The organism is Streptococcus sp. HMSC073D05, from assembly GCF_001812015.1.
GTDB classification, from domain to species: Bacteria; Bacillota; Bacilli; order Lactobacillales; family Streptococcaceae; genus Streptococcus; species Streptococcus parasanguinis_D.
Genome location: NZ_KV807500.1, coordinates 1 through 21,738, shown reverse-complemented (window position 1 = coordinate 21,738; position 21,738 = coordinate 1). Strand labels below are relative to the sequence as shown.

The 21,738-nt window shown below is 44.2% G+C and carries 23 protein-coding genes and 2 tRNA genes; 3 read left to right on the top strand and 22 right to left on the bottom strand.

What is annotated here, in order from left to right; all coding sequences use genetic code 11:
* Positions 1-119: 119 nt before the first annotated feature.
* From HMPREF2832_RS09470 to rsgA, 5 genes are read right to left on the bottom strand one after another with little or no spacing between them, the layout of a single operon-like run.
* Complete coding sequence (locus HMPREF2832_RS09470) at positions 120-1,064, bottom strand: 3'-5' exoribonuclease YhaM family protein (protein WP_049497103.1); 945 nt, start codon at positions 1,062-1,064, stop codon at positions 120-122.
* Complete coding sequence (locus HMPREF2832_RS09465) at positions 1,051-2,301, bottom strand: DNA recombination protein RmuC (protein WP_049497101.1); 1,251 nt, start codon at positions 2,299-2,301, stop codon at positions 1,051-1,053. The genes HMPREF2832_RS09470 and HMPREF2832_RS09465 overlap by 14 nt, the downstream gene beginning before the upstream one ends.
* Before the next feature lies 1 nt (position 2,302).
* Positions 2,303-2,935, bottom strand: coding sequence for a thiamine diphosphokinase (locus tag HMPREF2832_RS09460; protein ID WP_070507020.1), 633 nt, complete (start codon positions 2,933-2,935; stop codon positions 2,303-2,305).
* A complete protein-coding gene (gene rpe, locus HMPREF2832_RS09455; protein WP_070507018.1) occupies positions 2,928-3,587 on the bottom strand; it encodes a ribulose-phosphate 3-epimerase in 660 nt (219 codons plus the stop codon). The genes HMPREF2832_RS09460 and rpe overlap by 8 nt, the downstream gene beginning before the upstream one ends.
* A gap of 14 nt (positions 3,588-3,601) precedes the next feature.
* A complete protein-coding gene (rsgA, locus tag HMPREF2832_RS09450) occupies positions 3,602-4,480 on the bottom strand; it encodes a ribosome small subunit-dependent GTPase A (RefSeq protein WP_070507015.1) in 879 nt (292 codons plus the stop codon).
* A 248-nt stretch (positions 4,481-4,728) separates the two neighbouring features.
* Here rsgA and HMPREF2832_RS09445 point away from each other — a divergent pair.
* Both HMPREF2832_RS09445 and HMPREF2832_RS09440 read left to right on the top strand, forming a co-directional pair.
* Positions 4,729-4,811: transfer RNA gene (locus tag HMPREF2832_RS09445), tRNA-Leu, on the top strand.
* Positions 4,812-4,815: 4 nt separating this feature from the next.
* Positions 4,816-4,905, top strand: a tRNA-Ser gene (locus tag HMPREF2832_RS09440).
* A gap of 45 nt (positions 4,906-4,950) precedes the next feature.
* Here HMPREF2832_RS09440 and rsmA read toward each other — a convergent pair.
* From rsmA to HMPREF2832_RS09390, 10 genes are all read right to left on the bottom strand, one after another.
* Positions 4,951-5,826 (bottom strand): 16S rRNA (adenine(1518)-N(6)/adenine(1519)-N(6))-dimethyltransferase RsmA, encoded by an 876-nt coding sequence (gene rsmA, locus HMPREF2832_RS09435; RefSeq protein ID WP_070507011.1) that lies wholly within the window; start codon positions 5,824-5,826, stop codon positions 4,951-4,953.
* 53 nt (positions 5,827-5,879) lie between these two features.
* Positions 5,880-6,464, bottom strand: a complete 585-nt coding sequence (rnmV, locus tag HMPREF2832_RS09430) for a ribonuclease M5 (RefSeq protein ID WP_186823075.1) — start codon at positions 6,462-6,464, stop codon at positions 5,880-5,882.
* A complete protein-coding gene (locus HMPREF2832_RS09425; RefSeq protein WP_049497090.1) occupies positions 6,436-7,206 on the bottom strand; it encodes a TatD family hydrolase in 771 nt (256 codons plus the stop codon). Before HMPREF2832_RS09425 ends, rnmV begins: the two co-directional genes overlap by 29 nt.
* A 125-nt stretch (positions 7,207-7,331) precedes the next feature.
* Complete coding sequence (gene rpmH, locus HMPREF2832_RS09420) at positions 7,332-7,466, bottom strand: 50S ribosomal protein L34 (RefSeq protein WP_003003086.1); 135 nt, start codon at positions 7,464-7,466, stop codon at positions 7,332-7,334.
* A gap of 147 nt (positions 7,467-7,613) precedes the next feature.
* A complete protein-coding gene (locus HMPREF2832_RS09415; RefSeq protein ID WP_049497088.1) occupies positions 7,614-8,243 on the bottom strand; it encodes a hypothetical protein in 630 nt (209 codons plus the stop codon).
* A 75-nt stretch (positions 8,244-8,318) separates the two neighbouring features.
* Positions 8,319-9,266 (bottom strand): RNA-binding cell elongation regulator Jag/EloR, encoded by a 948-nt coding sequence (gene jag / locus HMPREF2832_RS09410; RefSeq protein WP_021153989.1) that lies wholly within the window; start codon positions 9,264-9,266, stop codon positions 8,319-8,321.
* A gap of 15 nt (positions 9,267-9,281) precedes the next feature.
* Positions 9,282-10,097 carry a YidC/Oxa1 family membrane protein insertase gene (locus tag HMPREF2832_RS09405; RefSeq protein ID WP_070507069.1) on the bottom strand — a complete coding sequence of 272 codons (816 nt, stop codon included), beginning with the start codon at positions 10,095-10,097 and terminating at the stop codon, positions 9,282-9,284.
* A 1-nt stretch (position 10,098) separates the two neighbouring features.
* Complete coding sequence (gene rnpA / locus HMPREF2832_RS09400) at positions 10,099-10,440, bottom strand: ribonuclease P protein component (RefSeq protein ID WP_003002960.1); 342 nt, start codon at positions 10,438-10,440, stop codon at positions 10,099-10,101.
* 78 nt (positions 10,441-10,518) lie between these two features.
* The gene (locus HMPREF2832_RS09395) at positions 10,519-11,196 is read right to left on the bottom strand and encodes a CPBP family intramembrane glutamic endopeptidase (protein WP_049497084.1); all 678 of its coding nucleotides are present in this window, start codon (positions 11,194-11,196) and stop codon (positions 10,519-10,521) included.
* Between the two features lie 85 nt (positions 11,197-11,281).
* Positions 11,282-12,175 (bottom strand): TDT family transporter, encoded by an 894-nt coding sequence (locus HMPREF2832_RS09390; RefSeq protein WP_049497083.1) that lies wholly within the window; start codon positions 12,173-12,175, stop codon positions 11,282-11,284.
* Positions 12,176-12,413: 238 nt separating this feature from the next.
* On the opposite strand from HMPREF2832_RS09390, the gene HMPREF2832_RS09385 reads away from it, so the two are divergent.
* Positions 12,414-13,616 carry an IS110 family RNA-guided transposase gene (locus HMPREF2832_RS09385; protein WP_070507005.1) on the top strand — a complete coding sequence of 401 codons (1,203 nt, stop codon included), beginning with the start codon at positions 12,414-12,416 and terminating at the stop codon, positions 13,614-13,616.
* A gap of 267 nt (positions 13,617-13,883) precedes the next feature.
* Here HMPREF2832_RS09385 and gltX read toward each other — a convergent pair whose 3' ends face one another.
* The 7 genes from gltX to HMPREF2832_RS10020 all read right to left on the bottom strand — a co-directional run.
* Positions 13,884-15,341: a glutamate--tRNA ligase gene (gene gltX / locus HMPREF2832_RS09380; protein ID WP_070507002.1), complete on the bottom strand. Its 1,458-nt coding sequence runs from the start codon at positions 15,339-15,341 to the stop codon at positions 13,884-13,886.
* A gap of 385 nt (positions 15,342-15,726) precedes the next feature.
* Entirely contained in the window at positions 15,727-16,509 is a 783-nt protein-coding gene (locus tag HMPREF2832_RS09375) for an alpha/beta hydrolase (RefSeq protein ID WP_070507000.1), read from the bottom strand.
* Positions 16,510-16,579: 70 nt separating this feature from the next.
* The gene (locus tag HMPREF2832_RS09370) at positions 16,580-18,241 is read right to left on the bottom strand and encodes a ribonuclease J (protein ID WP_049523372.1); all 1,662 of its coding nucleotides are present in this window, start codon (positions 18,239-18,241) and stop codon (positions 16,580-16,582) included.
* Positions 18,242-18,444: 203 nt separating this feature from the next.
* Complete coding sequence (locus tag HMPREF2832_RS09365) at positions 18,445-18,987, bottom strand: hypothetical protein (RefSeq protein WP_049523374.1); 543 nt, start codon at positions 18,985-18,987, stop codon at positions 18,445-18,447.
* A gap of 798 nt (positions 18,988-19,785) precedes the next feature.
* Entirely contained in the window at positions 19,786-20,550 is a 765-nt protein-coding gene (locus HMPREF2832_RS09360) for an ABC transporter ATP-binding protein (RefSeq protein ID WP_049497074.1), read from the bottom strand.
* Positions 20,547-21,413, bottom strand: a complete 867-nt coding sequence (locus tag HMPREF2832_RS09355; RefSeq protein WP_049497072.1) for an ABC transporter permease — start codon at positions 21,411-21,413, stop codon at positions 20,547-20,549. The genes HMPREF2832_RS09360 and HMPREF2832_RS09355 overlap by 4 nt, the downstream gene beginning before the upstream one ends.
* Before the next feature lie 161 nt (positions 21,414-21,574).
* Positions 21,575-21,738, bottom strand: a 164-nt coding sequence (locus HMPREF2832_RS10020; protein WP_148131360.1) for an LPXTG cell wall anchor domain-containing protein, incomplete at its 5' end; no start/stop codon positions are given.

The window sequence follows — 21,738 nt, the reverse complement described above, 5'->3', positions numbered from 1 at the left end:
TTTTTCTATCATTATACCATAAGAACAGAAAAAAACGAACATTCTGATTTACAGAAGGCCGTTTTTTCCTGATTATTTCATTTTTGGCAGAATCATTCCCGTATTTCTCACTGTTTTTACTAGTCGAGATTCGGTTTATAGAAGGAACGATTTTCCATAGCAAAGATTTTATTGGTCATTTCGCCAGGACCAATTAAGCCAAGTGCTGTTGTCATCATCATCATTTCCGCATCCAAATTATCGATCATATGAATAATCTCTGCTTCCATGATCTTTGGACGAACAGGACTACCGTATTCCAGCAAGCCATGATGACTCAAGATCACATGGCGAAGGACGATCACTTCTTCTTTTTGGTCATCAATCTTCAAGTCTTGCAAGACCTTGGTGATTTCTTCATCGATCAGTGCAATGTGGCCGATAAGGTTGCCCCGAACAGTGTATTCTGTATTTTCAGGTCCCGTCAACTCGATCACTTTGGCCAAATCGTGTAACATAATCCCTGCAAAGAGCAAGCTCTTATTCAACTGAGGATAGATATCGCCGATACTATCTGCCAAGCGGACCATGGTTGCCGTATGATAAGCAAGGCCTGCTTCAAAGGCATGGTGGTTGGTCTTAGCAGCTGGATAGCTATAAAACTCTTTCTCATATTTCCCATAGAGGGCACGGACAATCCGTTGCCAGACTGGATTTTCAATTTTGAAAATCATGTTTGACAGGTATTCATGCAATTCCTTGGGATCTACTGGTGGTTTTTCCTTAAAGTCTGCTGGATTGTTGGGCTCTCCTGCTTGGGGCAAGCGCATGTTTAATTGGTTGACTTGCGGAGTATTATTGTAAACTTCTCGACGTCCAGCCATATGGACCACGCGCCCAGCCATAAAACTCTCTACATTGTGAGGTTGGGCATCCCATAGTTTACCTTCGATTGTACCGGTCTCATCCTGGAAGACAAAGGCGAGGTAGTTTTTCCCGGCCCGTGTTTGACGCACTTCTGCTGACTTGATCAAATAGAATCCTTCGAACAATTCATCTTTTTTCATTTGGTTAATTTTGACCATCATCTTCTCCATCTTCTATATATACATCTAGTCCCAGCAGGTCCTCATCGCTTTCGATTTGGCGGAGTGTCCGCTCGATGGCACTGGTCCGTCTGGTTAGCAAATCATCAATATTATTGGAAGCATTCTTTAAATGGCGCTGAGTCTTGGCCAGAATCCCTCCAAACTTATGGAATTCTGATTTGACCGATCCCAACACCTTGCTAATGTCATCTGCACTCTTTTGGATGTTAAGCGTTTTAAAGCCAACAGACAAGGAGTTCAAGAGGGCTGATAAGGTACTTGGACCAGCTACTAAAATTTGTTCGTCCCGACGCAAGCGATCGAAGAATTCTGGATTGCGAACCACTTCGGAATAGAGGCCTTCAGTTGGCAAAAAGAGAATTCCGAAATTCGTCGTCGCTGGCGGAAAAAGATATTTTTGTTGGATATCCTTAGCAAAACGCTTGATACTAGCAAGAAGAGCCTTGCGGTAACGCTCAATTTCCTCTTTCTCTCCTGATTCATAAGCTTCTTCCAGACGATAGTAGTCTTCCAGTGGGAATTTAGAGTCAATCGGCAGATAGACTGGCTCCTCTCCTTGTCCTGGAAGCTTAATGGCATACTCCACGCGCTCACTGGATTGGGGAACGGTGACAAACTCCCGCTCATACTGGGCCGGGGTCAAGATATCTTCAATGATTTGGCCCAGTTGCAATTCGCCCATAATCCCACGCGTCTTGGTATTGGAGAGAACTTTATTAAGAGTTCCGACATCCCGCGCCACCGTCTGCATTTCTCCCAGCCCTTTGTTGACCGACTCCAATTGTTTTGAAACGGTCTCAAAGGAGGTCTGCAAACGGTGTTGCAAGGTTTTCTCCAATTTTTCTTCTACCGTTTGGCGCATCTGTTCTAGCCGCACTTCATTGGACTCTTGGATCTGGCGCATGCGCTCATCTGTTTTGTCCCGATTTTTAGTAAAGTGCTCATTCATCTCAGCGCGCAGAGCCGTCGTCTGCTGGTGGATCTCCACTCGCATCTCGGTTAAGCGATCTGTCAGGGCGATCTCTAACTGCTGATTGGCAATCTGGCTTGCTTGTCTTTCTTTTTCAAAACGATAGTCCAACTGGTCTGTCAAATGATCCTCGTGGTCTTCCAGCATCTCTCGTAAAGCCGGTCTTGTGTCATCTGACCGTTGCAAGAAATAGATGAGGAGGCCTAGATTGAGCAGGCCAATCAGAAGCAGAATGATATTCATATTAACCTCTGTCTTTACTATAAACAATGACAAGATAGCCACGGTCAAGACTCACTTGAATCGGTTGATCCAAAAATTCATTGGAGCCATACATGGCCTTCAAAAAATAATTATCCTGATGGAGCGGATACTTGGCCCCTGTGATCTCTAAGTGGCCTTGTCCGACAGGCATAAAACCAACATAGGACATGGCTGGATCTGGCTGAATCTCATGGCAGCCAGCTGGTCTGTAGATCAAGCGATTTTGACCATCGACTAATTGAATCTGCTCCATGTAGGGAGCTAGGTCTGGATCGGTCGGCAAAAAGATATTAGACAAGAAGTGATCCAAGCGACCGCCAAAGGCACCATAAACGGTGACTTCAGCCTCTGGATAGGCCTCAAAGACTGCTTTCAAGGCCAATTCCAAATCCGTATCGTTCTTTTCAGGGACAGATTGAACAACCTGCTTGGCTTGGGTTCGAATCTGGCGCAAATCGGTCTCAGAGACGGAATCGAAATCCCCCACAGCTATATCTAAAGGCAGACCTTGTCCCAGTAGCTTCAAACAGCCACCATCAACACCTACATAAGCGTCATGATCTCTTGGCAAAAGCGTGCTGTCACCTCCTGCCAGTATTGCGATGTTACCCATTTACAGCATCTCGGAGCGTTTGAACACGCTCATTGACATCTCCATTAAAGACATAAGAGCCTGCCACAAAGACATTGGCCCCGGCTTCTTTTGCTTGGGAAATAGTTTGGCCATCAATTCCACCATCCACTTCGATATCAAAGTCGAAGCCTTTTTCTTCACGAAGAGCAGCTAATTCGCGCACCTTGTCCATGGTTTCAGGCAAGAAGGCCTGGCCACCGAATCCTGGATTAACGGTCATAACCAAGACTTGATCCACCAAGTTCAAGACATGTTTGATACTTTCTACAGGAGTTCCTGGATTGATCACGACACTAGCCTTCACACCGGCTTGACGAATTTTTTGAAGAGCTCCGTGGATATGAGGAGTTGCTTCTACATGGATGCTGATGATATCAGCACCTGCACGGGCAAATTCTTCGATATGGTGTTCGGGATTGGTGACCATCAAGTGGCAATCAAAGACCAATTTGCTATGTGGACGCATGCTCTCTACGACACCAGCTCCAAAGCTGATATTGGGCACAAAATGGCCATCCATGACATCAATATGGGCATAGTCAGCTCCTGCTGCTTCTAAGCGTTTCAATTCACTTTCAAAATTGGCATAATCGGCACTCAAAATTGAGGGTGCAATTTTCATTGTTTTCATCGTTGTAGTGTCTCCTATTTTGGCATTTTTTTCGAAACTTTTTTATAGGTTTCGCGACGGTTTTCAATCTCACTTAGAAATTGCAAGTAATCCTCATAACGGTAAGGCGCAATTTCCTCTCTTTCAACGGCTGGTTTCACCGCACAAGCGGGCTCATGCGTGTGGGTACAGGTACGAAATTTACAAGAGTGGCTCACATCGGCGATCTCTGGGAAGGCTTGATTTAAGTCTTCACTGGTCGTCACTTCATAATCAAGAGAGGAGAAGCCTGGCGTATCTGCGATCTTTCCTCCATTTAAATGGTAAAAGCTGACAGCTCGGGTCGTGTGTCGCCCGCGCCCCAGACTATCTGAAATCTCACCCGTTTCAAGTTCTAAATACGGAGCGATTTTATTGAGCAAGGTCGATTTTCCTACACCAGTCTGTCCCATAAAGACCGTGGTTTGATTGGTCAAAAGGGGCAAGAGTTCCTCAATTGACAAGACAAAGTCATAGCCAATAGCCTGGTAGATTCCTTGGTAGTAGTGGATGTCTTCCATATCTTCTAACAAGTCCAGCTTTGAAATATAAACAATGGGATGAATCCCCTTATGCTCCAAAAGAACCAGAAAACGGTCTAAAAGATTGGCATTGAAATCAGGTTCCTTAGCTGACATGATCACTACCGCCTGATCAATATTGACAATAGGAGGGCGCACGAGGCTATTTTTTCGAGGCGCAATGCTCAAAATGTAGCCTTCTGAATTCTCTTCAGCAGAGAACTCCACCTGATCCCCCACATAAGGAGTCTGTCCTTTTTTTCTAAAATTTCCACGAGCCCGTGTCTGGTAAATGTGACCATCTGACTCCACGTAGTAAAAGCCAGCCAAGGCCTTGACGATTGTCCCTTGCAAATCGCACTCCTTTGAGATTAATACTATCTATTATACCAAAAAATGAGAAATAAGGCTGGATTGCTTGATAAGAAAAAACGAAAAGTGAACCTCTCCGGACGCTTTTAGAAACGAATAGGTTCGTTTTTAAAATGGATAGAAACAGAAGACGGAGTATCCGTTATGACTTGTCTTTTAGCAGAATTCGGGAAAGGGCACCTTCCTTTTTTTCCTTGGCATTTTTCCTAAAAAGTGTATAATAGAACTATGCGGAGGTGGTGGAACGGCAGACACGCATGCTTCAGGCGCATGTGCCCCTTCGGGCGTGAGGGTTCAAATCCCTTTCTCCGCATCTTGGAAAGGTGGCCCAGCTTGGTACGGCACCGGACTCGAAATCCGGCAAGTGGATTTCTATTCACGCGCGGGTTCAAATCCCGTCCTTTCCTTCAACAATAAACAAGACATGAGCTACAAAGCTCATGTCTTTTCTGTTATTTTATTCCTGCTTCTAGAAGGCCGTCTGCTAGGCGAGCGAAGTCTTCTAAGCTAAGAGCTTCTCCTCGTACAGAAGGTTGCAGGCCTGCGGCTTGGATTCCTGCTTCCAGCTTGGCTTTGATTTCTTCGGTCTTGCCAAAGCGACTGGTCAAGTTGTTCCAAAGTGTTTTGCGGCGGTGGACAAAGCTAGCCTTGCTGACAGAGAAGAAGAAATCTTCGTCCTTGACGGCTACTGCTGGTTCTTCGCGACGGACCATCTTCAAAATGGCAGAGTCGACGTTTGGTGCTGGCACAAAGACGGTGCGGGGTACGATAAAGGCTACCTTAGCAGTCATATAGTATTGGACTGCAATGGATAAAGAACCATAAGCCTTGGTGTTGGGCTCAGCCGAGATGCGGTCTGCCACCTCTTTTTGCATCATGACCACAAATTCTTGGAAAGGAATCTTGGATTCGATCAAGTGCATGAGGATGGGAGTTGTGATGTAATACGGAAGGTTAGCCACCACCTTGATCGGAAGGTCTGGATTTTTAAACTCTGCGATGTACTGGTTGAGGTCTACCTTGAGGATGTCTTGGTTGACAACCGTGACATTGTCAAAATCCCGTAAGGTATCCGCCAAAATGGGAAGCAAGCGGTCATCAATCTCAAAGGCCATGACTTCTGCGGCATTTTCTGCCAAAAACTCAGTCAAAGCTCCAATCCCGGGACCGATTTCGATGACATTGACCTGCTTATCAATCTCAGCCGTATCCACAATTTTTTGAAGGATGTTGGTATCGGTCAAGAAGTTCTGACCGAAGGATTTTTTAAAGGTAAAACCGTGACGCTCCAGCACTGCCTTGGTCACGCTATAATCTGCAATTCTCATTTTTTCTCTTTTCTAATCCGTTTAGGGGTAAAGGATTCCCCTCTACTTCCGTCTTAATAACTGTCCATGGCCTCTTCGACTTGTGCTAAACAAATTCCAAACAACTCCAAGCGTTTGATCAATTGCTTGCCATTGCAATAGCCGATGCGCAAGGCTTCGCCTAGATATTCCCGTCGTTTGCGACTTTCACTGCCCATCAGCAGGCCGAGTCGCATCAGATCTGACTTGGTAATATCAAAGAAATGCTCCTCTTCATAGGAACCCACCAGCCCAGCAAGGGCTTTTTCTAAGTCTTCAAAGCTGGCATGCTCCACTCCCAAGGAACGCCCCTTGGTCTTGGATTTGGGGACTGCTTCACCACGATTTAAAAAGGCATGTTTGGCCTGGGGCACCTCTTGCATAATGATCTTGCGAATTCGCTCGCCATTATAGTCTGGATCGGTAAAGACAATGACCCCACGCAACTCTTGCAAGGTAGCAATTCGTTCCAGGTCATCTTGATCGATCGCAGAACCTCGCGTTTCATAGGTATCCACCTCATAAAAACGACGGAGATTAGCTGTGTCGTCCTTGCCCTCCACGACAATTACTTCTGGTATTTTTCTTTTCTCAGTCAAGGCCAAATACCTTTCTTGCATTGTCATAGGTTGCCTGAGCCACTTCTTCTGTTGTTAAGCCACGTAGTCCTGCAATAAAATCTACCACATAACGAGTGTAGGCTGTTTTATTTTCCCGACCTCGTTTGGGAACTGGTGCCAGGTAAGGGGCATCTGTTTCAACCAAGATCTTGTCTAACGGAAGGCCAGCTGCCGCTTCTTGGACATCTGTGGCTTTCTTAAAGGTCACCACTCCAGAAAAGGAGATCATCATTCCCAGATCCATGAAGCGTTTGGCTTCTTCTAAACTTCCTGAGAAAGAATGCATGATCCCACCGCGAGGACCGACTCCTACACTCTTGATGATGGCATAAGTATCTTCTAAAGCATCACGTGTATGCACCACAAAAGGCAAGTCCAAGTCTTTAGACAATTGAATCTGACGACGAAAAACCTTTTCTTGGACATCTTTCGGCGCTGTCATCCAGTGGTAATCCAGACCGATTTCTCCGAGTGCGACAACTTTAGGATGTTTTAGCTGTTCAAGTAAATAGGCCTCCACTTCAGGACTATAATCGCCTGCCTCAGTGGGGTGCCAACCAAGCGTGAGATAGAGTTCTGGATATTGATCTGCCAACTCCATGGCACGCTCAATCGTCGGTTTGTCAAAACCAACGATATTGTGGGCTACAACACCCATTTCCTTGGCCAAGTCGAGCTCTTCTTGTTCTTTTCCTGCGAATTCTTCCACATTGAGATGGGTGTGGGTATCAAAAATCTGCATGATCTTCCTTTTCTTCCGAGTTTTTCTTGTTTCTATTATAGCAGAAAGCGCCTCTAAATTCACTTTCGGACAAAACAAAAACCAGTAGTCTCGAGTTTCTACTGGTTTTTAGGTTTTTATCTGAATTAGGCAGCCAAAACTTTGCGTCCTTTACGACGACGAGCTGCCAATACGCGACGACCATTTTTAGTTGCCATACGGTGACGGAAACCATGTTTGCGCGCACGACGAAGTTTACTTGGTTGATAAGTACGTTTCACGATGAATACCTCCTCATAGATTTTGTATTCGTTTAGCCGGCTAGTTGTGATCAGTTACTAAACATACTTTACTATTCTATCGGATTCGACTCTATTTGTCAATAGCTATGGCAAAATTGTTGCAAATACAGGTTGGAGAACACCTTTCTACACCTGACGGGTTGCCAAGTAATAGGGTTCCAGAGCCACCAGCGCCTCTTGCAACTGATCCAGGATATCCTCAAGAGAATCATCCTCGACTAGAGAAACATCGTATTTGACGAGGACCTTACGAACCGCCCCTTCTGCTACTGCTTGCAACAGATCATGGCGATTCTTTTCTGTTCCTTCTACCCTTTGACTCTCTCCATTTTTCTGGACGAAATAATAAACTGGCTGAGAAATGGGAAGGGTGAGAACTTTGTGTTGTTTTTGAAGACTCTCCTCATCTTTTTTTCGCTCGATAAAGCTCACCTCTAAGGAAACACCAAAATCAGCTGCATCCCCATAAAGTCTCAGTGCAAACATGGGCTCTGCCATCGTCCCTTCTCCTCTTAGATAGGCCCAAAAATGAGGCCGCAAGACCTGGGCCTGGTTCATCCATTGACTGGTCCGATCTTGCTCCAAGTAAGGGTGACGCTGCTGAAAGGCTGAGACTAAATCGGTGAATTCCTTACGAGCTGCTTGAGCTAGGGCACGATATTGCTCCATCTCCGAGGCTAGCACCCCAGCCTTTGCTGGGGCCTGGTAGTGGATACCTTGAAGCTTTAAAAACTCTCGAATCGCTGCAAATGCCATTTGCTTCCTTTCTAAACCTAAAAAAGGAGAGATCGGCTAAATCCCGTCTCTCCCTTATGGGAAATAATAGCTAGATTATCCTTCGATGTCTACCACCACGTAACGGTTTGGTTCTTCCCCTTCAGAGTAGCTAGTGACTCCTTCCATCTTAGAGACGATCCGGTGAATGATTTTCCGTTCACTGTTTGACATCGGATCTGTCTGTTGGGCTTGCCCATCTTCGAGGGCACGTGTTGCCAACTTCTGAGCATAGCTTTGAAGAACTTCCGCCCGGTGTTCTACATAGTCATTAACATTAATAGTAATGTAAAAATTCTTTGAGTAGCGGTTATAGAGGTAATTTTGTGCCAAAAGTTGAAGAGCCTTCAAGACTTTTCCGTGGTAACCAATGACACGTCCCGGTTCATTGGTATCAATTTGCATATTGACCGTACGGCGGTTGTGACTGCTTGAGATGGTTGCATCCACATCCATTTCATCGACCACTGTTTGAACATAGGCTGTCACATCATCTACGACTTCTTCGATGTTGTAGTTTTCCTCTACCTCGATACCAAGGTTTGAGAAATCAGATTCGCTTGATTCTTTTGTCGCTGGTTCTTTAACTTTTTCAAGGATATGTTCATGTCCTTTTTCTTCAAGAACGGTATCTGCTTCTTTGTCATGTTTCAGGATTTCGGTCTTGATTTCTTCAGAGACAACTTCTCCTTCTTCTTCGACCTTTTTGATCGCTGCAACGACGCGTCCGAGATCGACCGTAGCTTCGCTCACAGTTTTAACCGGTTCGTTTTGTGCATTGATCTCATCTGGGACACCTTTGACAGCTTTTTGATTGGCTTTCACAACAGTTGTTTCTGCAATGGGTTCAATCTCAACTTGGGCTGGTTTTTTCCCAAACAAGCCAAGAAAACCTTTCTTTTCACGCGCTACAACCGTAATATGTGCCTTCATACGAGGAATATCTAAATCGTTCAGACCTTTTTGAATCGCTTCTTCAACAGTTGCTCCAGTATATAGGACCATATGTCCACCTCTTTCTTATTTTTTCTTTTTCTGTGCCTTGTTTAGGGCACGACGTTTTTGTTTTTCCATGTCGCGCGAAGCTTGCTCTTTTGCTTCACGCTCTGCGATAATCTTGAAGGGGTTGTTCAAGAGATAGGTTTGCCCAACTTGGTAAGCATTGGAAGTCACCCAGTATAGTGCGACCCCGCTGGCTGAGAACAAGGCAAAGAAGAAGATCATCACAGGCATCACATACATCATGGTTGTCGCACTACCATTGCGCTCTGGCATGGCTTTATTGGTCAACCAACTGCTGAAAAATGTGAAGAGTGCTGCAAGAACCGGCAAGATATAAGTCGGGTCGATCGCGCCAAGGTCCAACCAGAGGAAGTGACCGACTTTAAGAAATTCGACACGGCTCAGCGCTTGGAACAAGGCCATCAAGACCGGCATCTGGATCAAGAGAGGAAGGAAGGCTGAAGATGTTTTGACACCTTTTTCCTTGTAAAGGGCCCGCATCTCTTCGGAAAGCTTGGTCCGGCTATCAAGATCCTTCCCAGGATACTTAGCTTGCGATTCCTTGAGGAGGGGTTGAATTTCCTGCATTTTGCGGGTTGAATTCATTTGATATTGGAAGAGAGGCAAGAGGACCGTCCGGATGACAATGGTAAAGACGATAATCCCTACACCGATACTTCCGCCAAAGGACAAGAAGCGGATAGCTTCTGCAAAGAAGTAGACGAAGCGTTCCCAACCACCTGTCGACTGAGCTGTCACTTGAGAGGTTCCACAAGCTGTCAAGACCAATAAGGCCGCTCCTAATAATCCAGTTAACTTCAGTTTCTTTTTCACATTATTCCCTTTCTTGGTAGACATGCGCTAATTTTAAGACATGTACAAGATTTTTCTCTACTTGATGAAAGTCGAGCTCCTCCACTCCTTTACGAGCAATGACAACAAAATCATCGGTCGTAAGGAAGGCTTGGTGTTTGATCAAAACATGGCGAATCAAACGTTTGATGCGATTTCTGGTCACAGCATTTCCCAGTTTCTTACTAACAGACAGGCCGACTCGAAAATGCGGTTGGTCTTTGCGCAAGCGGTAAACAACGAATTTCCGATTGGCAACATTTTGACCACTTTTAAAAATAGCATTAAAATCTTTGTCACGTTTGACGCGGTAGCTTTTTTTCAAACCTCAACTCCCTCTATTAAATTTATTCTATTATACCATATTTTCAAAAAAAACCAATCTCACTCAGGAAATCGGTTGCTACTTAAATACAGATAAAAGTAAAGGCAAGGTGTAGTAGAGATTGAGCAAGATATGAGCCAAAATAGGTGAAAGGAGCGTCTTGCTCCGATAATACAGGATCCCAAAAATCACACTCGGCAGGAGATAGATGATAGAAGCTCCCAGCGAAAAGGGAGTGTGGAGAAAATGCAGGCCACTGTAGATGAGGGCTGGAAGCCAAATCTCTGCATAGAGTTTCCAGCCTTTGAAGTAGGCATTCACCAAGGCTCCACGAAAGATCAGTTCTTCTGTCACTGGCCGGATGACGACCATTGCGATCACCAGGATAAGCATCCCTGTGGGGCTAATTTCCCGTGGAAACAAACTCAAAACGGCTGCCCGTCCTTGAACAAAACCACTGATGAAGTAGTCCAGCCAGTAGACCAAACAGGCCGCAAAAACAGCTTCTATCAGAGCTTGAAGGGGGTTCTTCCCCAGTTTAAACTGCGCTTTTTTAGAAAAACGGTAGACCAAAAATCCTGTAAAGACTGCATAGAGGCCTTCTAGGCCAAATAAGGTCCAATAATAGCTATTGGCGCTTGCTACGCTATTGGAGACATACTGGGCCAAGGGGCGAAATTGAGGCCGAACATAAAAATAAAACAAGAGCAGAAAAAGGGGATAAAGTAGTGAGAGCTTTCCTTTGATGAATTTCATAGATACCTTTCCTATAGAGTATGACAAATCGTATAGTGCATCTTACCATAATCGTGACAAGGTTTCAATGAAAAAGGATGACTTCCTACTCCCTGAGATAGGCCACATAACCTCCTAAAACAGCGACTAAAATCAAGAGACAAAGAAGAGTTTCCATCCATACGAGAGCTGTCAAGAAAGGCCACTGCAACAAGCCTTGGGCCATTTTCAAAGAGGTCGCTGTGATGACTGTTGGAAAGGTCAGGGCTGAAAAAGCAGGTTGAAAACCTTCTTTGATCATTCTCGGTAGACGCGTCAAAACAAAGAAATAAAAACCTTGTGAGGCAACTACCATGATCAGTAAGAACCAGACAGGAAGGCTTGCTCCACCCACACGAACCAGAGCTGCTAAAAGAAGGGAAAATGGAGCGCAATAGATGCCTTCTTGGCCCAACAGATGACTGGGCAAGGGGGACTGCTTCAAATCATGATAGATAAGGGGATAAAGAAGAAAGGTCAAACCAAAACCAATCACTAAAGCGAGATAAGCAATCTCTCTTATTCCTACAACTGGATAAGTCAAGGCTGCTACTGCAATGCCCACATAGAGAACGGTCCAACTTGGAGTGGCATTGGCTCTTGGTCGCGCTAGGACATGGGTCTTGGTAAAATAGAGAATTAAGCTCAGATCCAAGAGAAAGGCAGACCACCAGACCAACTGTGATAGACCTCCAAAGGCGGGAAAGAGGCGCAAAAGATAGGTGGATAGAATCATCCCTGCCATGGGAAAAGTCGCCATCCCAGATAAAAGGGCTGGTTGTTGGAATTCTATCTTGGCTTCTTGCCAGCGAATCGCATGGTAAACTACAAAGAAAAACCAGAAGAACAAACCTGTCAGACTAAAGGCGTGGGCAAAGAAAGGTAGCGAGTCTGCAAGAAGGTTTCCAGCGCCAACCAGTCCTAACAGACAGCCTGAAAATACTAAGGGGATCTTTTTCATCGGGAGCTCCAATCATGTTGTCGCTTTCAGTATACCATAAAAGAGAAGGAAGCAGGATAAAAAACATACTAAGATTAGTAGTGAAGAAATCTCCGACGGGAGAGAGTACTCACTACTTTTTCTTTATATTAAAGCAGAAGTATCTTGTTATGTCGTAGCTTCTTTTGGCGCTAGACGCCGAGTATTGAAAATGGAATCACCAAAATAAGGAATCATTCAAGACAAAGAGGAAAACATAATGCGGACAGTTTTTGGAATTGATGTGAGTAAAGCAAGCTCAGAAGTCGCTATTCTTGTGAATGGTGAAAGGGTTCATGGCTATACTATGCCTAATGACATTATCGGATTTTCTCGTCTACTGGAGGATCTAAAGACCGTGAGCAATCCCGAAATTATTTTCGAAGCTACTGGTGTATACTCTCGCCGACTTCAGGCCTTTCTAGAAGAAAACAGCTATGACTATACACGTCTTAATCCTTTGGAAGCTAAGAAGCAACTTGATGGATTACGAGTCCGAAAAACCGATAAGATTGATGCAGAGAAACTTGCTTCGTCACAATTTGTTCTAAACCGTAAGCCAACTTATGTTCAAGAAGAAGTCTATCAAAACTTGCATGATCTTAGCCGATTCTACCAAAATCTGACAGAGGATATCGTAAGGACGAAGAATAGGCTGCACAAAGTTCTTCAAGTCGCCTTCCCAGAAATCGAGAATCTACTATCTACTCCTACAGGTGAGCAATATTGGAATCTCGTGTCCATCTTCCCAACCAAGCATTGGGTGCTGGAACTATCAGAAGTTGAGTTGAAAGAAGCTATTCGCAACTCAACCTCTAAACGCATTTCAGAGAACAGAGTAGGTAACTTGACTGAGAAATTAGTTGGATTGGCGAGGCAATCTTATGCTGGCATTTCAAAAGCCTCTCCTATGATAAAAGAGGTTAAGTATGATGCACAGGAGAGTATAAGGTTGACAAACAGTCGGGAACAAGTTTTACAACAGTTGATAGCGTTAGCTGAACCTCTACCTGAATATGAGATTCTTCTCTCTATTCCTGGTATCGCAGAAACAACGGCTACAAGCATTATTGGCGAATTAGGAGATATTCGTCATTTTAAGTCTGTTAATCAACTCAACGCTTTTATCGGTATTGATCTCAAACACTATGAATCGGGAGATTTTCTAGGTCAAGAGCATATCACTAAGCGTGGGGATCCTTATGCAAGAAAAATTCTGTACAAATGTATTCACGATATCGCTTCAGCTAGCCATACTAATCCTTGCCATATCGCAGATTTCAATGAGAAACGAAAAAGACAATCGCAGATAACTTCAACTAAGCCACATACGATTGCCTCTATACATCGTCTCATTAGGATAATGTATTATCTTATAATGCATAATAAACTTTACAACTATACTTTATTTCAAAGTCATTAAAGTCGTCTAAGCCTTATAATTCCAACACCTTGTTTCAAAAAATGCCAGATAAGGTGTCATTTTTCTATGCTCAAATATCAGAAAAATGGCTCGAACTATCCCTCAAAAAATTCTCTTCATACATTTTCAAGAATAATGGTGAGTCGGAAACCGTATTATACTTGACAAATGGTAGAAAAAGAAGTAAAAAAATGAACTGAACCCCAAAAGTTGGATCTTTTCTGTCTAACTTTTGGGGTTCAATTCATTTACAGGCTTTTCTGATAATTATCTGATTTCTTCCAACATTTTTTCAATGTGTTGGATGGATTTCTCACGTCCAAGCAAGTAGATGGTATCTGGCAATTCAGGACCATGCATTTCACCTGAAACGGCAATACGGATTGGCATGAAGAGGTTCTTCCCTTTGATACCAGTTTCTTTTTGGACCGCTTTGATTTGTGGGAAGATATTTTCTACTACAAACTCATCGTCTGACATGGCTTCAAGTTTTGCTTTGAAGGCTTCAAGTACCGTCGGCACTGTTTCACCAGCCATGACTTCTTTCTCTGCTTCGGTCAATTCTGGGAAGTCTGAGAAGAAGAGGTCTGTCAATGGAACGATTTCATCCACTGACTTCATTTGTGGTTTGTAAAGTTCCACTAATTTCTCAGCCTTGTCTGTCAAACGTCCTGCTTCTTCGAGGAATGGTTTGGCCATTTCAAAGATAGTCTCAAGATCCGCATTCTTGATGTACTCATTGCTCATCCAGTCCATTTTCTTTTGGTCGAAAGCAGCTGGAGACTTGCTGAGGCGGTTTTCGTCAAAAAGTTTAATGAGTTCTTCACGAGAGAAGATTTCGTCTTCCCCACCAGGGTTCCAACCAAGAAGAGCGATAAAGTTAAAGACTGCCTCTGGAAGGTAACCTTTCTTCCGGTAATCTTCGATAAACTGAAGGGTATTAGTATCACGTTTAGACAACTTCTTACCAGTTTCAGAGTTGATGATCAAGGTCATGTGACCGAACTCTGGCGCTTCCCATCCAAGCGCTTCATAGACCATGAGTTGTTTTGGAGTGTTGGCAATGTGGTCATCTCCACGGATAACGTGAGAGATTTGCATATCGTGGTCATCGATCACAACAGCAAAGTTGTAAGTTGGGTAACCATCTTTCTTTTGGATGACCCAGTCCCCACCGATATTGCCGCCTTCAAATTCGATATCGCCTTTGACCATATCATGCCATTTGTAGATACCTGACTCATTCACTGCCAAACGAACCGTTGGAATCACACCTGCTGCTTCCCGTTCTGCGATGTAAGCTGCTTTTTCTTCTTCGCTCATGCCAAGGTATTCGTTGATGTAGCGAGGTGTTTCCCCAGCTGCTTCTTGGCGTTCACGTTCCGCTGCCAACTCTTCTTCTGTAACGTAAGATTTATAGGCTTTACCTTCAGTCAAGAGTTGATCAATGTATTTTTGATAGAGTTCCAAACGTTCAGACTGGCGGTAGTTTTCATGCGTCTCTGGGCTTTCATCCCAGTCCATGCCCAACCAACGAAGGTTTTCAAGCTGTGAACGTTCGCCGTCTTCGACGTGACGTTTGCGGTCCGTATCCTCGATACGGATGATAAAGGTTCCACCATGGTGGCGTGCATACAAGTAGTTAAACAATGCTGTACGAGCATTTCCGATGTGTAATAGCCCTGTTGGACTTGGTGCATAACGCACACGAATATCTTTTGCCATATTTCTCTCCTCTTATCTTGTTCGCTATTTCTAGCTCATTTTTCAATCGTTCCTATTATACCACAAAGAAAGCAGGACTGAAATGAATAAGTGACCTTTCTAGCCTTTCTTCCTATATATATGAAAAAAGCCAGAACAAATGCTCTGACTTATATCCAATCTATTTGTATCTTATTAAACGAACACGGGCTACGGATTGTGTCAAAAACGAAAGCTGAATAGCAATTAATTCAAGACACAGTAGCTGATTGGATTCTTCTGTCGCTTTCTAAGCTCAGAAGAATACCTAATCAGCCTTGTGGGGGTAGGACGACGAAGCGTTTATAAATGATATCGCTTCTGTCCTACTCCCTATTTTCACTGTGCATTTTACGGGCTTTGTATCTTATTTTAACCGTTCTTCTAATTCAAAATCGATTGGCAGGGTTTGTAAAAAGTGCTCCAACTCACGTTCCCAGTAGAACCATTCGTGCTTGCCTGGGCTGTGGGTATAGGTGACACCCAAACCTAACTTTTCTAGTTCCTTGACTTCAAAATTATTGGCCTCATAAAGGAAATCCTGCTCCCCACACCAGATCCAGAGTTTGGTCTTCTTATCTGAAAACTTCTTGGCAGCAGTCTCTAGCGAATAGGGACTGGTCGTCCAATCCTCAATCTCTCCAAAGATCCCCTTCCAAAAAGCTGGTTGTTCCAAGTCATTGTTTTCAAAGTCCCGATCGTGGAAACTCAGAGCACCGGAAAAACTAGCCGCATGGGAGAAACGATTTGTCTTGAGAGCCAAGAGCATTGATCCATAGCCGCCCATGGATAGACCCGCAATAAAGGTCTTCTCCCGTTTCTTGGTCATATTAGGGAAGAAGCGAGAAAGAGTCTCTGGCAATTCCTCCGCAATGGCTGTGTAGTAGTTGTAGCCATACTGGGTATCTGTGTAAAAGCCATTATTGGTATTGGGTAGGACCACGATCAGATTGGTATTTCGCAAAATGCGCTCCACATTGGTCCGCTTCAACCAGGAGTGGTGGTTCCCATTCATCCCGTGTAAGAGATAGAGAACTGGAATATCGGTATCCGCTGGATCTTCCACGCGCGATGCATCGGGATAAAGGACGGACACGCCCCACTCCATCTTCAAGGCTTCTGAATAATACTCAATCTGCATAACTGCCATTTGATTTCCTCTTTCTACTGTTAAAAACACTCGGCAAGCCTCGGGCCGCCAAGCGTTTCGTTTTCTACTATTATTTCACTTCCATCACGACTGGTAGGATGGCTGGACGGCGTTTGGTTTGTTCAAACAAGAACTTAGACAAGTTGTCGCGTACCAAACCTTTTAACTCACCCCAGTCAAAGCTGTCTTGTGCCAAATAGTCTTCAACGCTTTGGTTGACCAATTCGCAACTTTCACGAAGAATATCCCGACTCTTCTTAACATAGACAAAACCACGGGTGTGCACGCGCGCTTTGGAAATAATCTTCTTCTCTTTGCGATTCACCGTGATCGCCACGATAAAGATCCCGTCTTCTGACAAGACCTTGCGGTCACGAAGGACAATATTGCCCACATCCCCAATGGCATTCCCATCGATCATGACATCTCCCGCTGAGACGCTACCGGCAGGGACGAAGTCCCCCTTTTCGTACTCCATCACAGTCCCGCGTTTTGGAATAAAGATATTTTCAGGCAAGATTCCGACTTCCATCGCTACTCGTGCATGGGCATCCAATTCACGGTATTCCCCTTGGATCGGGAAGAGATATCTAGGACGAAGAAGGTTAATCATCAACTGCAAGTCCCGTGCATTTCCGTGACCGGATACGCGCAAGCTTGACGTGATCAATTTGACAATGCCACCTGCTTGGTAGACCATGTTTTCCACACGAGCCACCACAGCTTCTTTGGCAATAGACGGTGTTGTGACGATGTAGACCAAGTCCCCATCTTTGATTTCCACATAGCGGTGACGGCCAATCGACATCTTGCGCAAACCGTTGATCGGCTCACCCATCCGGCCTGTTTCCAAAATGATCAATTCATGATCTTCAAAACGGCTCATTTCTTTTGGCTTGATCAAGAGTTTTTCGTTGGCAAGAGACAATTTATTCAAGCGAATAGCTGTGCGGACGATGTTTTCCACATCAAATCCTGTCAAGACCACTCGACGGCCAGTCTCAGCCGCAGCATCAAAGACCTGCTGGATCCGAGAAAGGTTGCTGGCTACCGCCGCCACGATGACACGACCATCCCAGTCTGCAATCGTATCTAAGATAGCATCGCCTACTTCTTGCTCACTGGCAACTTGAATATTACTATCCGCATTGGCCGAATCACTCAAGAGAGCGAGTACGCCTTCGCGTCCAATCTCAGCTAGACGAGCAAAGTCTGTCGCGTATGACTCGCTGGCAGTTTGGTCAAATTTAAAGTCTCCTGTATAGACGATATTGCCCTCAGGAGTGCCAATCACAATCCCGATACTTTCAGGGATGGAGTGGGTTGTTTGAAAGAAAGAGACGACGGCATCGCCAAAATCAATCTCAGAATTCTGATCGATGACATGGAAGTCGTTGAATTTCTTCACACTGTCATTGCTTTTTACAAAGAGTTTAGCCAACTCAATGGTCAACTCTGTCCCGAATACAGGGACTTTCGCTTCCGCCAAAAGATAAGGCAAGGCCCCAATGGCATCCGCATGACCATGGGTCAAGAAAACACCCGCAATGCGGTCCTTGTTTTCAAATAGATAATCCATGTTTGGGATAACGACATCCACCCCAAGTTGCTCATTTTCTGGATACTTCAAACCTGCATCCAAGACAAAAATCGAATCGTTCACTTCGGCAACGTAGAGATTTTTCCCATTTTCTCGAACACCGCCAAGAGTGACTAATTTAATACTACTCACTGTTGTCTCCTTTAGTGTGATTATTTTAATACTTACGGTCCTTGGTCGCCCAAGTCGAATTACAGCTTTGCAAATACTTGCATATCCACTCTATTATACAATTTTTTTCTCTTTTTTTCAAAAAGCTTTCCACAGCAAAAAAGTCCTCTCATCTATTTCAGATGAGAGGGCTTCTAGGCGCCTATTTTTAGGGGGAAAAGACCCTAAAGATGGTAATCTCCCCGTTTATTTTCAATGATCCGCATGGCTGCCTTGATCACATGAAACTTGCCTAACAATTCCTCTAGGCGCTTACTATTTCGCTCGCTCAATTGGCCGTTCTTGACCGCTTGGGACAGGTGATAAAAGTCATCCAAGTCCTCCCCAATGTTTTCAAACAGCTCTTTGGCTTCCTTGAGTCGGTAGCGATTGACTAGGTGGTTCACATCTTTTTTGAAGGAAGCGACATTGTTTTCGTGAATGTCCGTATAAGCTTCCTCTTCTTCCTTAGATTCTTGGTAATTAACCGCCTTAAAACAGGTGATAAACTCCCGACTTTTGATATTGCAGACAAAGATGACGCCATCACTGGCTACATAGGCTTCTGTGTTGGCGGGTTGAACCACATTACTATCATAAGGAGAGAGGGAGGAGAGGTGTTGGTTGATCCACTTATTCAAGTGCTGATCATCTACGCCAAAGCGCTCAAAAGCTCTTTGCCGAAAATGGTCCCGACAACTATATTCTTGCGCATACGACAATCCCATACTCTCACCTCCTCCTGAGTATTTTATAAAAATGGCCTCCAGTCTTACGGGACTAGAGGCCTGGTCTGCTTCACTGACTTGGTGCAATTAACCTTTTGGCTAACAAAACAATGTTTATGATGTTGATTTCATTTAATAGTATTTGTGTAAAATACCAGAGGTTTTCTTTGCTATCCCAAATCCAAATGATTAGTTTTCGACTGGACGCATTGAAGTTTGAAAACCTTTACAAAAAGCTTCTACCTACTATTCCCACGTTTTCTTATGTCTCCGGACAAACTAAGCAGGTTTGCCCGACCGTCCAACCGATCCGACACACACGACATGACTGCTCTTTTACGATAAGAGCATGAACAGATATCAGCAAAACAGGCCTAAAACGAAGTAACCTAAATTTTAACTCGATAAGGCATTGGTATCAATCCCTTCTTCATCTTTCTACCTTTATTATACTCAGCTTCCTAGGCAATTGCAAGCGATTCCAGCTGAAACTAGTTCCTATTTTTATGCGGTTTTATAGATGATTTAAGGAAAAGAAAAGAGGACTGGACAAAAGTCCTGGCCTCTCAATTATTTTTGGATTGTCGAGCAAGACACAGTGGTTGAGTGGGCTATACTACGCTGATTTCATCAGCTTTTACAGCCTTACTCAACTGTGCGGAGGTGGGACAACGAAATCGAATTCTAACGAATTACCGATTTCTGTCCCACTCTCTAGCATGCAGACAAACTACTTCTACATCAGACCACCTAAGTAATGTCGCTTCTGTCCTACTCCCATTTTACGGGCTTTGTATCTTATTCTTTCTCAAATAATTGATAGTAGTCTGCGATGGTCATTTGGGCTTTTTCTTCTTGATTGAGGTCTTGGACGATGTGTCCGTCTTTCATCACAATCAAGCGATTTCCATATTTCAAAGCATCTTCCATATGGTGGGTGATCATAAGAGCTGTGAGGGCATCTTGTTTCACAAACTCATCGGTCAAGGTCATTAGGGCCTGACTGGTTTTTGGATCCAAGGCTGCAGTGTGTTCGTCTAAAAGCAAGAGTTCTGGGCGTTTCAGTGTCGCCATCAACAGACTCAAGGCTTGTCGTTGCCCCCCTGATAGAAACTCAACGGCTGTGTCGATATGATTTTCCAAGCCATTGCCGATCTTAGCAAGGACCATTTGAAACTCTTCTTTATAGCTGGCCAAGTGACGCGGAATCAAGCCACGTTTTTCTCCACGAAACTTCGCTACCAAGAGGTTTTCCGCTACTGTCATGCGAGGCGCTGTGCCCATTTTAGGATCTTGAAAGACCCGCGATAGGTACTTGGCTCTCTTTTCAGGAGAATAGTTGGTTACATCTTCCCCCAAAATATAAATCTTCCCACTGCTCACCGGAAGCGTCCCAGCAATGGTATTAAAGAGGGTTGATTTTCCAGCTCCATTGCCCCCCAAAATCGTGATAAAATCATGCTCTCGAATTTCCAAGGAAACATCATCCAGAATGACTTTTTCTTCGTTCATCCCATTGCTCACGGCTTTGGTTACATTTTTTAATTCTACAATTGCTGTCATTTACTGAGTTTTGCTCCTTTCATGATTTTTCCCTTAAAGGTTGGAATCATCAAGCAGATAGCTAAGATCAAGGCACTGAAGATTCGAATATAGCTGGTATTGATGCCAAGCGCAATCACGGCCCAAATCAAAAATTGGTAGGCGATCGATCCGATCGCAATACTGAGCAAGCGCTCTGTCAAGGTGACATTTGAAAAGAGCACCTCTCCAATAATGAGACTGGCAAGCCCAATAACGATGACACCAATCCCACGTGAAGCATCCGCATAGCCTTCTTGTTGGGCCATCAGTGCACCAGATAGAGCAATAATCCCATTTGAAATGACCAAGCCCATCAATTCCATCCGGTCAGTGTTGATCCCAAAGCTCTTGGCCATATCTGGATTGTCCCCTGTCGCAATATAGGCTTGACCCAAGCGTGTATCCAAGAAGAAGATCAAACCAAGGATCACAAGCGTTACGAAAATCAAGCCAATCAGGATCTCATTGAACCCACTGGCAAAAGGAAGAAATTCCTGAATTTTTTTATAGCCCAGAAGTCCTAAATTAGCCCGCTGCATGACAAAGAGAATAACCGAGTTACAAGATGTCATTACAAGGATCCCTGACAAGAGTGTGGGGATTTTCCCTTTTGTATAGAGAAGACCCGTCGCAAGTCCTGCCAAGCACCCTGCACCAATAGCAGCCAGCGTCGCAAGGAGTGGATTGACCCCTTTGGTAATCAAGGTTACCGCTACCGCTCCTCCAAGCGGGAAGGACCCTTCTGTCGTCATATCTGGAAAATCTAGAATTCGGAACGTCATAAAGATTCCTAACCCTAAAATGGCCCAAATCAAACCTTGTGAAACAATTGAATTAATCATAGTTTCTCCCTTCGATAATAGTAGTTTAATTGTATCACAAATATGGAGGAGAACCTATAGGAAATTGTCATCAATTCCCTTTTCATGCTTTATAAAAAAACCAAAAGGTTGTGCCTTCTGGTTTTTAATCGTGAGATTTTTTAAAGGATTAAAAGAAAATCTTAGTCTTCTTTTTTCTTTCTTGACAAAGCATAACCGGCAGTAGCTAAACCAATAAGTGCTGAATAAGTCATGAATGATTGTTCAACTGAACCAGTATTTGGCAATGATTTCTTAGATGATTCTGGTTTTGGCTCTGGTTTTGGCTCTGGCTTAGGCTCTGGTT